We start from the raw sequence: 12,444 nt of genomic DNA on the forward strand, positions 1-12,444 counted from the left end.
AGGACCATGACCTCAACGGCGAACGTCATGTCGACGATGGACCGGCGGCGGTTCCTGCGGCTCGCGGCCTTGGGGGTGTCGCTGCCGGCCATCGCGGGTGCGAGCGCCTGCGGTGGCGGCGGTACCGGCGCGCTCGGCGGGGGTGGCGGCGCCGGCGGCGAGGTCACGGAGCTGGTCGTACCCACGAATCAGTCCCCGTGGCTGGACGCCTACCGGGCGGTCGCGGCGCAGTACGAGGCGGAGAGCGGCGTGCGCATCACGTTGCGCGAGTTCCCCTACGACGGCCTGCGCACCCAGATGACGAACGCGATCCAGAACCAGAACCTGGTCTTCGACCTCTTCCAGCTCGACGAGCCCTGGACCCACCAGTTCTACGACAACGACTGGGTCGCGCCGCTGGACGAGGTCGACGCGCAGTTCTCGCTCGACCCGGCCGTGCTGACCTACGACGCGCTGCCGTACTGGGACGCGCAGGCCCGCACATCGGACGAGAGCGGGCGCGTCATGGGCCTGCCGCTCAACGGCAACGTGCACCTGCTGATCTACCGGCGCGACCTCTACGAGCAGCTCGGCATCCCGGTTCCCCGGACGTGGGAGGACGCGGTGGCGGCGGGGGAGCGGGCGCAGCAGGCGGGCCTCGCGCGCTACGGCTACGCGACCCGGGGCCAGGCGTCCTCCGGCGGTCAGTCGATCACCTACGACTACATGCCCGTGCTCTACAGCCACGGTGGCACGTGGTTCGCCGACGAGGGCACCGACTGGACCCCCGCGCTCGACTCGCCGGAGGCCCTCGCGGCCACCGAGATGTTCACCCGGCTGCTCGCCCTCGGCCCGGCCGAGCCGCAGACCGTGGGGCAGGCCGAGGTCATCGCCGCCCTGCAGAGCGGCGAGGCGTTGCAGGCACACGTCGTGGCGGCCGCCGCGGCCCAGCTGGAGGACCCGGCGGCGTCGAACGTCGTCGGCAAGCTCGGGTACGCCGTGGTGCCGGCCGGCCCGATCGGCGAGTCGGCCCCGACCAGCGGCACCTGGTCGCTGTGCGTTCCGCGCGGGCTGCCGCCGGAGCGCGCGCAGGCCACCTACCGGTTCATCCGCTGGATGCTCGACAAGCAGCAGCAGACGGTGTTCGGGCAGGAGGGCGGGATCGCCAGCCGGTCGGACGTGCTCGCGGAGCTCGGCGGGGGTGAGGCCCCGTACCTGCGGGCCGTCGCCGACTCCATGCCGTCGGTGCACCGCGCCGTGCGCTACGTCTTCGCGGCGCCGATGCTGGAGGTGACCGAACGGATCCTCAGCGGCATCGGGTCCGGCGCGACACCGGCGCCCGAGGGCATGGCCCAGCTGCAGGAGGAGCTGACCCGGGTCGTCCGCGAGGCGGGGTTCTTGCAGTGACCACCGCCTCCACAGCACGGCGGTCCCGGGCGCGCAGCCCGCTGCACGGTGGCCGGTTCGGCCTGGTCGCCGTGCTGCCCTTCGTCGCGTTCATGCTCCTGTTCGCCGTCTACCCGCTCGTGCAGGTCGTGCGGATGGCGCTGTCGCACGTCGAGGTGCGCAACGGGCAGTTCCTCTGGGACTTCGGCACGCTCGCCAACTTCGCCCGGATGTTCGACGACGCGCTCGCGATGTCGTCGGCGGTCACGACCGCCGTGTTCATCGCCCTGACCGTGCCGCTGACGCTCGTGCTGGGCACCCTGCTGGCCGTCCTGGTGGACCGCTCGGCGCTGTTCGGGCCGATCGCGCGCAACCTCGCGCTGTGGCCCGCCGTCGTCGCCCCGGTGGTCGTGAGCCTGATCTGGCTGCTGATCCTCAGCCCCACCGTGGGCGTGCTGAACAAGGTGCTCGTCGACCTCGGCCTGCCCGCGCAGGGCTGGCTGGGCAGCGAGGTGGGCGCGATGGCCTCGATCATCCTCGTGGACGTGTGGCACTGGACGCCCGTGGTGTTCCTGCTCGTCTACACGGCCCTCAAGGGGATCGACGACCAGATCATCGAGGCCGCGCGCGTCGACGGGGCGAGCGAGCAGCAGATCTTCTGGCGGGTCGTGCTCCCGCTGCTGACCCCCGCCCTCGCCGCGGCGGCGCTGATCCGGCTGGTCATGGGCGTCAAGGCGTTCGACGAGATGTACCTGCTCACCCGCGGCGGGCCGAACGACGCCACCACGCTGGTGAGCCTGCACATCCGCAACGTCTTCTTCGACCGGCTGGAGCTCGGGTACGGGGCGGCGTTCAGCCTGGCGGTGGTGGTGTTCGTCATCGCGGGGCTGCTGGTCGCGGTGCTCGTCCGCCGCACCGTGCGGCAGGGGGGAGCGGCGGCATGAGCACGACGACCCCCGGCGCGATCGCCGAGCCGGTGACGAGCACCGGGACGGCGTCGTCGCCCGCGGCGGGCCGGCCGCGGCGACGGTTCCGCCCCGCTGTCGACCTGCCACTGCTCGCGCTGCTCGCGGTGTTCGTCCTGCCGATCGCCTGGCTGGTGGTGCTGAGCGTGCAGCCGGGGCGGGACATCGTCAGCCCGGACTGGGTGTTCGGGTTCACCCTCGACAACGTCGCGGAGCTGCTCGGCCCGGGCCGCCCGTTCGTCGCGCAGCTGGGCAACAGCCTGCTCATCGTCGCCGGGACGATCGTGCTGTGCCTGGTGGTCGGGTCGGCCACCGGCTACGCGCTCTCGCGGCTGCAGATGGCCCGCTGGGTCACCCTCACCCTCCTCGCGGTCAGCGCGGTCCTCCCGCTGATCCCGCCGATGGCGCTCGTCCCGGGCCTGTACGTCACCCTCAACAGCCTCGGCCTGCTCGGGACGGTGCTGGGTCTCGTCCTGCTGAACACCGTCTTCAACCTGCCGTTCTCGGCCCTGCTCATGAAGGTCTACTTCGACGGCGTGCCCGGCGAGCTCCGCGAGGCCGCGGTCGTGGACGGCGCCTCGGAGCTGCGGGTGTTCCTGCAGGTCATGGTGCCGCTGGCCCGTTCGGGACTCGCTGCCGTCGCGGTGTTCGTCGGCATCATGGCGTGGAACGAGTTCCTGATGGGGCTGGTCATGACCTCCGGCGGGCGCACCTCGCCCCTGACGGTGGGCATCGCGTCGCTGGTGCAGCCCTACGAGGTGGCATGGGGACCGATGGCGGCGGCGGGCACCCTCGCCACCGTGCCGATCATCGTGCTGGCCGTCGTGGCGAACCGCCAGATCATGTCGGGACTCACCGGAGGAGCGGTCAAGTGAACGCGGGCCGCCGCCCGGACGTCGTCGTGATCCTCGCCGACGACATGGGCTTCTCCGACCTGGGCTGCTACGGCGGGGAGATCCGCACGCCGCACACCGACCGGCTGGGCCGGGACGGCGTGCGGCTCTCCGCGTTCTACAACACCGCCCGCTGCAGCCCGTCGCGCGCCTCACTGCTGACGGGGCTGCACCCGCACCAGACCGGCATCGGCATCCTCACCAACGACGACGCCCCGCGCGGCTACCGCGGCACTCTGAACGACCGGTGCGTCACGGCGGCCGAGGTGCTGCGCGCGTCCGGGTACGCCACGTGCCTCACGGGCAAGTGGCACCTGGCGTCGCAGATGCGCGTGCCGAACGACGCGTGGCCGACCCGGCGCGGGTTCGACCGCTTCTTCGGCACGCTGACCGGCTGCGGGAGCTACTACGACCCGGGCACCCTGACCCGCGGGGAGTCCGACGCGAGCGCCGAGGCCCGCGAGCCCGGCTTCCTCTACACCGACGCGATCGCGGACGAAGCCGTCGCGTTCGTCGAAGAGCGGTCGGCGAACGCCCCCGAACAGCCGCTCTTCCTCTACACGGCGTTCACGGCGCCGCACTGGCCGCTGCACGCGCCCGAGCCGGACGTCACCGCGCTCGACGGCGTCTTCGACGAGGGCTGGGACGTGTTGCGGGAGCGCCGGATGAAGCGCCTGGTCGACGAGGGCGTCCTACCGGCCGGGACCGCCCTCAGCGACCGCGACCCGACGCAGCCGGCCTGGGCGGACGCCGAGCACGCCGACTGGCAGGTGCGCCGGATGCAGGTCTACGCCGCGCAGATCGAGCGGATGGACGCCGGCATCGGACGGATCGTGGACGCGCTGGAGCGCACCGGGCGGCTCGACGACGCCGTGGTGGTGGTGCTGTCGGACAACGGCGCCTCCCCCGAGGACCTGCCGAAGGGCGAGGTCGAGAGCTTCCGGCTGCGCACGGACATCGTTCCGAACCGCACCCGGGACGGCCGTGAGCTGCGGGTCGGCAACGATCCGGGGATCGTGCCCGGCCCCGAGGACACCTACTCGAGCTACGGGCGGGCGTGGGCGAACCTGTCGAACACCCCGTTCCGCTTCTACAAGCGCTGGGTGCACGAGGGTGGGATCGCCGCGCCGTTCCTCGTCCACTGGCCCGCGGGCGGCCTGGCCGCGGGGAGCGTGGTGGACCTGCCGGTGCAGCTGGTCGACGTGCTGCCGACGCTGCTCGAGTGCACCGGCGCCGGCTACCCGGGCGGGGACCGGTCGGTGCTCCCGCTCGAGGGGCGCAGCGTCCTGCCGGCCCTGCGCGGCGAGCCGCAGGACCCCGTCCCGCTGTACTGGGAGCACACCGGCAACGCCGCGATCCGCGTCGGACGCTGGAAGCTGGTGCGCGAGCACCCCGGGCCGTGGGAGCTCTACGACCTCGACCTCGATCGCACCGAGCTGCAGGACCTCGCAGGCGAGCACCCGGACCTGGTCGCCGAGCTGTCCGATCGCTGGCAGCGCTGGGCCGACCGCGTCGGCGTGATCCCGTGGGACACCACCCTCGCGATCTACGCCGAGCGCGGCCTCGGCGACGAGGAGGCGGCCGGGTGAGCGCCTCCGGGGAGCGCTAGTGGCCAGCACGGACGCGCGGCGCCCGAACGTGCTCGTCGTCCTCACCGACGACCAGGGACCGTGGGCGATGGGGCACCGCAACCCCGAGCTCGTCACCCCGGCGATCGACGGGCTCGTGGCGAGCGGCACGGAGCTGGACCGGTTCTTCTGCGCCTCGCCGGTCTGCTCACCGGCGCGCGCCTCGCTGCTGACCGGACGCATGCCCTCCGCGCACGGGGTGCACGACTGGATCCGCGGCGAGGCCTACGGCGTGCGGGACGAGGACAGTTACCTCGCCGGGCTCGCGACCACGCCCGAGGTGCTCGCCGCCGCCGGGTGGGAGTGCGGCCACAGCGGCAAGTGGCACCTGGGGACGTCCCGCGAACCGGCGCCGGGCTTCGAGCACTGGTACGCCCACCGCACCGGCGACGGCCGGTACACGGGGGCACCGGTGTGGCGCGACGGCCGCGCCGCCGAGGAACCGCGCTACCTCACCGAGGCGATCACCGACGAGGCGCTCGACTTCCTGCGCGGCAACGCCGGGAGCGAGCGCCCCTTCTACCTGCAGGTCAACTACACCGCCCCGCACAGCCCGTGGGTCGGCCAGCACCCGGCCCGCTACACCGACGTATACGACGGCTGCCGCTTCGCGTCGTGCCCGCGCGAGGAACCGCACCCGTGGTTCAGCTGGGAGCCCGGGCCGGTGTCGGACGCCATGGAGGATCCGGGGCCCAGCCTGCGGGGGTACTTCGCGTCTCTCACGGCCGTCGACGCGGGGGTACGGCGGCTGCTCGACGTCCTCGACGGAACCGGGCTGCGCGACAGCACCTGCGTCGTGTACACCTCCGACAACGGCTTCAGCTGCGGGCACCACGGCATCTGGGGCAAGGGCAACGCCACCTGGCCGCTGAACATGTGGGAGAACTCGGTGCGGGTCCCCTTCGTCGTGAGCATGCCCGGCCGCATCCCGGCCGGCCGCGTGGACGCCGGGCTCGCCGGCGCGTGCGACCTGCACCCGACGATCCTCGACATCGCCGGCGTGGCCGCACCGGAGGACCCGCTGGCGGCCGGGCGCTCCCTGCTGCCGCGACTGCGCGGCGACACCGCCTGCGGCGACGAGGCCGTGGTCGTGTTCGACGAGTACGGCGGCACGCGGATGGTGCGCACGCAGGAGTGGAAGTACGTGGTGCGGCACGGCGACGGCCCCGAGGAGCTCTACCACCTCGTCGACGACCCGGACGAACGGGAGGACCGCGCGGGGGAACCGGGCCGGGCCGCGGTGCGCGATGAGCTGTCGGGCGTGCTGCACGACTGGTTCGCCCGGCACGCCGCGGCCGCGCGGGACGCCTTCGCGCGTCCGGTGTCCGGGCGCGGGCAGATGAGCCCGGTGTGGCGCGGCCGGCCGGACGCCGAGACCTACGCCCGCGCGGCGGGGGAGCGGCGGACGGTGCCGGGCCGGTCGACCGGCGCGCCCGCTCCGCCCGGGCGCTCGGCCCGGCCCGGGTGAGCGCCGCGATGCACGCCGACCAGCTCGAGGTGCCGCCCGAGCTGGTCCGCGCCCTGCTCGACGAGCAGTTCCCCGAGTGGGCGGGGCTGCCGGTCACCGCCGTGGCGGCCGAGGGGACGGTCAACGCGATGTTCCGGGTCGGTGACCGGTTCGCGGCGCGGTTCCCGTTGCAGGCGCGCGACGGCGACGCGGTCGCCCGTGGGCTGCGGGCCGAGGCGGACGCGGCCCGCGAGCTCGCCGCGCACACGCGGTTCCCGGTGCCCGAACCGGTGGCGCTGGGCCGGCCGGGGCACGGGTACCCGCTCCCGTGGTCGGTGCAGACCTGGCTCCCCGGTGCCACCGCCACCCAGGAGGACCCCGGGGCGTCGGAGGCGTTCGCCCACGACCTCGCGGAGCTGATCGCCGACGTTCGCGGCATCGACACCCGGGGCCGGACGTTCAGCGGGCACGCCCGGGGAGGGGAGCTGCGCACCCACGACGAGTGGATGCAGACCTGCTTCCGGCACAGCGAGGGACTGCTCGACGTGCCCCGGCTGCGGCGGCTCTGGGTGCGGCTGCGCGAGCTGCCCCGCACCCCGCCGGACGCGATGACCCACGGGGACCTGATCCCGGGCAACGTGCTGGTGTCGCGGGGACGGCTCGCCGGCGTCATCGACGTCGGCGGGCTGGCCGCGGCCGACCCGGCTCTCGACCTGGTCGCCGCCTGGCACCTGCTCGACGCGGGCCCCCGGGAGCTGCTGCGCGCCGACCTCGGGTGCGACGACCTCGAGTGGGAGCGCGGCGCGGCCTGGGCCTTCGCGCAGGCGATGGGCCTGGTCTGGTACTACGCCGAGAGCAACCCGGTGATGAGCCGGCTCGGCAGGCGCACCCTGGAACGCATCCTCGCCGGGGTGCCGGGTGGCAGCCGACCCGATGAGATCGACTGGCTCATGTGACGTGACAGCTACCGGTTGCTCGCAAGGCCCGGTCCCCCTCGTGCCGCAGGGGCGATGCGAGGTAGTGATCCAACGCGAGCGCTGCTGATGCGTGCGGCCAGTAGTCCGGGCGGCGACGGTCGTGGAAACGAACCTCGGCCTCGCGCCCGACCAGCTCGCGGTAGCGCCTCCGGATGATGTCGATGCAGGTCGAGATCTCGTCAGGGGTGCCCACCCTGCCCCGCACGGTCGTCTCGTCCGCAGCGACAAGGCTCATGATGAGCGGAATCACGCGGCCGAGCTCCTCGGCCCGGGCGTTGCGGAGCTCGCGCAAGCCCTCGGTGTCATCCTCCGGATAGAGGTCGCGCTGCAACGACCCGGGGGGCAGCAGTCCTGACTCGACGGCGCGCCGCAGGAGCGCGTCGTCCGTGCAGGTCGCCTTGACGCAGCCGACCTGTCCGCAGTCGCACGGATACGTGGAGCCCGGGACGACGATGTGCGAGACGAGGCCTCCGGCGCCGGGGCCGTTCCACACCAGGTCACCGCTTCGCATCTGGGCTACGCCGACGGACCGTCCGACCAGCACGGTGAGGACGTCGTCGCCGCCCCCGCCCCACCAGTAGTGCTCGAGCGCCTGCGCGCGGACGTTCGGCTCGACGCGCACCGGGTGGGAGAGGTGCTCGCGCAGGCCCGTGCGCAGCGCATCGGGGTCGACGTCTGCCACCAGCGGTGGCGGTTGACCGTGGTGGAGCTCGGCCCACGGCGTCGTCATCCCGATGCCGGTGACGGCGGCAGTGCCGACCTCCGCCACGACGGCCCCGACCAACTCGGCGGCTTCCTCGATGCGTTCGCGCTGGGTCCTGCCACTGGCGTTCGCCGATCGCCAGGTGACGAGGTCACCGCGCAGCGTGTAGGCCCCGCAGGAAGTGCTCTCCGGGTGCAGATGTCCACCCAGCACCAGTCGTCGTGCAGACGGAACGTCGAGCGGTGTCACCGGCCTGCCCGCCCCGCGCAGTGCCGGAGGCTCCGACTCCGTGAGCGCACCGAGCGCGAGCAACTCCGCCACGGTCTTCGTGATCGTCGTGAAGCTGACGCCGATGGCGGAGGACAACTCCTTTCGACCGAGAGGTCCGTCGCGGACGATCTTGCGCATGATCGCGGATGCTGTCGAGTTGCGTTGACGCACCATGAGTTCGGTGCGCTCGGTGCCAGGAGCCACCGGTCCATCATCGTCGCTCCTCCTGGCGGGCTCGTCGATGCGGCGCGGGTGCTGTGCCCTCACCGCGCCGCGACCGCCCGGCTCGTTGCGTCGAGCGCGAGCCGTGTCGCCGCGAGCCCGTCGCGCCCGGTCGGGAGCGCATGCTCCTCGCCGTGGAGCGCAGCGGCCAGGTCGGCGTACATCCCCTCGAACGACTTCTCGTGCGCCCAGCCGAGCTCGTGCCTACCGTCACCGTCGATGAGCACGAAGTCGCGCTCCTCGCGTCGGTAGCGGATGACGCCGTCGGTCCCGATGACCTCGTAGGTGAAGGTCGGGAGCCTCGACGGCGAGCGGTGACCGTAGGCGAAGCTGATGTCGACCAGCACCCGGGCGCCGCCGCCCGACAGGTGCGTCGTCACGTGCTCGGGCGCGTCCACGCCGTCGATCTCGTCGAACCAGAGGCCGGTCGCGTGGTCGACCTGCAGGTCGCTGTCGAGCCACCAGCGCGCGAGGTCGATCTGGTGCACGCCGCAGTCCACGAGTGGGCCGCCCTCGCGCATCCGCCCGACCCGCCGCTGGTTCACGCCGGTCCGGGCCACCCGGTCCTGGAACGCACCGTGCAGGTCCCACAGGAAGACCATCCGCAGCGCGCGCACCTCGCCCACCGCCCCGGTCGCCACGAGCTCGCGGATCCGCCGCGCCACCGGCGAGTACCGATAGGTGAAGGCGATCCACAGCGGGACACCCGCTGCCTCCATCTGCTCCACCATCGCGAGCGATGTCGCCGCGTCCACAGCGATCGGCTTCTCGCACAGCACCGGGACACCGCGCCGCGCCGCCCACCCGACGTTCTCCGCGTGCACCCCGGCGGGCGAGGTGACGACGAGCGCGTCGAGGTCGGGCATCTCCTCCAACGAGGTGCAGCGCGCGACCCGTGCCGGCACCGGCGCCGCCGCGAGCCGATCGGTCGACACGTCGCACACGCCGACCAGGTCGAGCCGCTCCGCTCCCAGGAGGACCGGGAGATGGCCGTAGCCGGCGACCTCGCCACATCCCACGAGCCCGACCCGCCTGCGCCGCTCCGTCGTCATCCCCTCACCCCGTTCGATCGACGACGAGTGCGGGCGCGTCGCTGACCGGCACCGGCACGGGCCCGTGGCGCAAGGCGTCGTCCGTCGCGAGCATGAACGCGTCCAGCCGCTCGCGGAGGTCGCCGGCGATCTCGGCCGAGCCGGGGTCGTCGACGAGGTTGGTCGTCTCCCCCGGATCGGCCACCAGGTCGTACAGCTCCTCCTGCGGACGCGGGGCCAGGTGCGCGTCGCCCATTCCCCGGCGCGTGGTCGAGGCCTCGAGGTCGGGAGGGAGGGCGAGCAGCGGGCGCGGCTCGAAGTTGTGGATGTACTTGTAGGAGTCGGTCCGGATGGCCCGGATCGGGTCATAGTCGGCGTGGTAGGTCTTCTCGAGGAACACCTCGCGACGTGTCGGCGCGGCGCCGTCGCGCAGGGTGGCCGCGAAACTCACGCCCTGCACGTCGTCCGGCACCGCGACCCCCAGCAGTTCGAGCAGGGTCGGTACCACGTCGACGTGGCTCACCAGTCCCGGCTCGCGTCGCGGACCGGCGGGGCCGAGCCGCGGCGGCATCCGCACCATGAGCGCGACGTGCACCCCCGGGTCGTACAACGTGCTCTTCGCGCGGGGGAACGGCGCGCCGTGATCCGTGGTGAAGACGACGACCGTATCGTCGTCGAGCTCGTTGCGCCGGAGTGCGTCCAGGATGATCCCGAGCCCCCGGTCCGCGACGGTGATCGCACCGCCGAACGCGGCGATGTCCTCGCGCGTGTGCTCGTTGTCGGGCAGGTACCCGGGGACGTCGACGGCGCCGGGCGGGTCGGGCGGATACCGCTCGGCCGGCCAGCCCCGGTGCACCTCGAGCATGCCGCAGACCAGCAGGAACGGGCCGTCTTCGTCCCGTCGTGCATCGAGCCACCGGGCCGCGGCCTCGGCGACGTCGCCGGCATGGTTGCTCGCGCCGAGGTGCTCCCCGAAGCCCAGGCGGCCGTGGTCGCGCGACTCGTGCTGGATGCCGACGAGCACTGTGCGGTACCCCGCGCCACCGAGGTGCATCGGCAGCGGCCGCTCGCCCTCGCCGTACTCCCAGCCGCGGTGTGTCAGCCCCTGGAGGCCGTTGCTGTGCGGGTAGCGCCCGGTCCACAGCGCGCCGCGCGCCGGGCTGCACAACGGGCTGGTGCTGAAGCACCGCTCGAACACGGTGGACTGCTCCGCGAGCGCGTCGGCGTGCGGCGAGTTCACGCCGTACCCGTAGGCCCGCAGGTGTGTCCCGAGGTCGTGCCAGTGCACGACGACGACGTTCGGTCGGCGCATCCTCAGCCGCCGCTCTGCTCGTAGGCTCGGGAAAGCTCGTCGCGCATCTGGTCGCCGCCGTCGCGCTTCCACCGCTTGACGGCTTCGGCCCACGCCGAGACCGGCTCCCGGCCCTGCAGGATGTCGGTCTGCGCACTGTCGAGCGCGCTGCCGATCTGGGACCCCTTGCGGGACTGGGTCTCGCTGAACAGGTTCACCGCCGGGTTGGGGATCGCCGTCGGGACCACGGCCGTCTGTGCGTCGAACTGCGCCCGCGCCACGTCGGGCTTCCCCGGCACGTAGTTCACCCACGGCCCCTCACCGACGTACTTGAGGCCGAGCTGCGTTTCCCGCTGGCCCTTGTCGGTGAGCACGGGGTCACCCTCGACGAGCGTGTGGTGCACGCCCTCGAGGCCGTAGTTCTTGAACTTGTGCTCCGCGCTCCCGAAGGGTGCTGCCAGGTAGTTGAGCACGTCGAGCAGCGCCGCCGCCCGATCGGTCGAGTCGATGCCGATACCGGTCAGGTTGTGCGTCGGCGGTCCGAGCCAGATGGGCGCGGCCCCACCGCCCTCGATCGCGGGGGGCACCACGATGCCCAGCCGCATGTCGCCCGCGGTCGGCATGTTGGCCAGCGTCGACCAGGCGGCGAACGTGCCCTCGAAGAAGCGCGTCGTGCCGCCGACGACCCAGGCCTGACGCTGCTGATTGTCCGACGACGTCGTGTCCGGGTGCACCAGCCCGTCGGCCACGAGCCGGCGGCCCTGCTCCAGCGCCTCCAGCTGCCGCTCGTCCTCGTTCGCGCTCACGAGCGTGCCGCCGGCGCCGAGCTCCCAGGTGTTGGCGATGCCGTGCGCCTGGCGGATCAGCTGCATGGGGACGTTCGACAACGCCCAGGTGTTCCCGCCCGTCAGCTCGCCGAAGATCGTCCGCAGGTCGTCCCAGTTGCCCACGCCGCCGTCGATGCCGCGCTCGTCGAGCACGTCGTCGCGTCGGTAGAGACACGGGCTGCTCTGGGGACCACGTGCGATCGGGACACCGTAGATGCGGCCGCCGTAGACGGCGGAGCGCCAGCTCTCGGTCGGGATGTTGGCGAGGAAGGGGTAGTTCCTGACGGCGTCGCCGCTGAGGAGGTCGGTGAGATCGGCTGCCCGCTCACGCAGCAACGACGGCAGCCCGGGGACTCCGGAGGGGAAGTACGTGAACAGATCCGGGAGCTGGTCACCCGCGACCGTGGTCTGGAACCGTTCGGTGAAGTCACCGCTGGGCACCAGCGCGACCGACAAGGTGAAACCGAGGCGGGCGTTCAGCTCCTGCCAGAACGTGTTCTGGTCCATGGCCGGCGGGATCGGCGTGTTGGTCAGAGCGAAGACAGCGACATCCGCTCCGTCTCCGGGTGGTCCGGTCGTCACTGCGGCGGGGTTCTCCGGGTACCGCAGCGCGGTGTCGCTGACGCCGTTCTCGCCCTTGAGATCGGGCACGAACCCCGTGTACGGGACGTAGTCGGGCAGCACGACGGCGTCGTTCGCCGCCTGCGATCCGATGGCGCCCCTGCCTTCGTTGCTGCAGCCGGTGAGGCCGAGCGCGGCCAGGGCGCCCACGCCGAGCGAGCCCTTCAGCAGACGCCGTCGGCCGATCAGGGGGTGGGACATGCG

The 12,444-nt window shown here is 72.7% G+C and carries 10 protein-coding genes; 6 read left to right on the plus strand and 4 right to left on the minus strand.

Going from position 1 to position 12,444, the window contains the following annotated elements:
• Positions 1–6: 6 nt before the first annotated feature.
• From FB558_RS37165 to FB558_RS37190, 6 genes are read left to right on the plus strand one after another with little or no spacing between them, the layout of a single operon-like run.
• Positions 7–1,386, plus strand: a complete 1,380-nt coding sequence (locus FB558_RS37165) for an extracellular solute-binding protein (RefSeq protein ID WP_142062411.1) — start codon at positions 7–9, stop codon at positions 1,384–1,386.
• Positions 1,383–2,309, plus strand: a complete 927-nt coding sequence (locus tag FB558_RS37170) for a carbohydrate ABC transporter permease (protein WP_142062414.1) — start codon at positions 1,383–1,385, stop codon at positions 2,307–2,309. The genes FB558_RS37165 and FB558_RS37170 overlap by 4 nt, the downstream gene beginning before the upstream one ends.
• Positions 2,306–3,205 carry a carbohydrate ABC transporter permease gene (locus FB558_RS37175; RefSeq protein WP_142062417.1) on the plus strand — a complete coding sequence of 300 codons (900 nt, stop codon included), beginning with the start codon at positions 2,306–2,308 and terminating at the stop codon, positions 3,203–3,205. Before FB558_RS37170 ends, FB558_RS37175 begins: the two co-directional genes overlap by 4 nt.
• A complete protein-coding gene (locus FB558_RS37180) occupies positions 3,202–4,812 on the plus strand; it encodes an arylsulfatase (protein WP_211367112.1) in 1,611 nt (536 codons plus the stop codon). The genes FB558_RS37175 and FB558_RS37180 overlap by 4 nt, the downstream gene beginning before the upstream one ends.
• Positions 4,813–4,831: 19 nt before the next feature.
• Positions 4,832–6,319 carry a sulfatase family protein gene (locus FB558_RS37185; protein WP_211367113.1) on the plus strand — a complete coding sequence of 496 codons (1,488 nt, stop codon included), beginning with the start codon at positions 4,832–4,834 and terminating at the stop codon, positions 6,317–6,319.
• Positions 6,320–6,327: 8 nt separating this feature from the next.
• Positions 6,328–7,254: an aminoglycoside phosphotransferase family protein gene (locus FB558_RS37190; RefSeq protein ID WP_142062423.1), complete on the plus strand. Its 927-nt coding sequence runs from the start codon at positions 6,328–6,330 to the stop codon at positions 7,252–7,254.
• Here FB558_RS37190 and FB558_RS37195 read toward each other — a convergent pair.
• The 4 genes from FB558_RS37195 to FB558_RS37210 all read right to left on the minus strand — a co-directional run bounded on the left by FB558_RS37195 (position 7,247) and on the right by FB558_RS37210 (position 12,441).
• Positions 7,247–8,386 carry an ROK family protein gene (locus FB558_RS37195; RefSeq protein ID WP_170231734.1) on the minus strand — a complete coding sequence of 380 codons (1,140 nt, stop codon included), beginning with the start codon at positions 8,384–8,386 and terminating at the stop codon, positions 7,247–7,249. The genes FB558_RS37190 and FB558_RS37195 overlap by 8 nt on opposite strands.
• Before the next feature lie 125 nt (positions 8,387–8,511).
• Positions 8,512–9,522, minus strand: a complete 1,011-nt coding sequence (locus tag FB558_RS37200; protein ID WP_170231735.1) for a Gfo/Idh/MocA family protein — start codon at positions 9,520–9,522, stop codon at positions 8,512–8,514.
• Positions 9,523–9,526: 4 nt separating this feature from the next.
• Positions 9,527–10,813, minus strand: coding sequence for a sulfatase family protein (locus FB558_RS37205; RefSeq protein ID WP_170231736.1), 1,287 nt, complete (start codon positions 10,811–10,813; stop codon positions 9,527–9,529).
• 2 nt (positions 10,814–10,815) lie between these two features.
• Positions 10,816–12,441: a type 2 periplasmic-binding domain-containing protein gene (locus FB558_RS37210; RefSeq protein ID WP_142062435.1), complete on the minus strand. Its 1,626-nt coding sequence runs from the start codon at positions 12,439–12,441 to the stop codon at positions 10,816–10,818.
• Positions 12,442–12,444 lie beyond the last annotated feature (3 nt).

This window comes from Pseudonocardia kunmingensis (assembly GCF_006716445.1).
In the GTDB taxonomy this organism is placed as follows: Bacteria; Actinomycetota; Actinomycetes; order Mycobacteriales; family Pseudonocardiaceae; genus Pseudonocardia; species Pseudonocardia kunmingensis.

Coding starts and splice junctions, on each gene's coding strand:
- FB558_RS37195 (WP_170231734.1), bottom strand. CDS start 8,386: ATGCGCAAGATCGTCCGCGACGGACCTCTCGGTCGAAAGGAGTTGTCC.
- FB558_RS37190 (WP_142062423.1), top strand. CDS start 6,328: ATGCACGCCGACCAGCTCGAGGTGCCGCCCGAGCTGGTCCGCGCCCTG.
- FB558_RS37165 (WP_142062411.1), top strand. CDS start 7: ATGACCTCAACGGCGAACGTCATGTCGACGATGGACCGGCGGCGGTTC.
- FB558_RS37175 (WP_142062417.1), top strand. CDS start 2,306: ATGAGCACGACGACCCCCGGCGCGATCGCCGAGCCGGTGACGAGCACC.
- FB558_RS37200 (WP_170231735.1), bottom strand. CDS start 9,522: ATGACGACGGAGCGGCGCAGGCGGGTCGGGCTCGTGGGATGTGGCGAG.
- FB558_RS37205 (WP_170231736.1), bottom strand. CDS start 10,813: ATGCGCCGACCGAACGTCGTCGTCGTGCACTGGCACGACCTCGGGACA.
- FB558_RS37210 (WP_142062435.1), bottom strand. CDS start 12,441: ATGTCCCACCCCCTGATCGGCCGACGGCGTCTGCTGAAGGGCTCGCTC.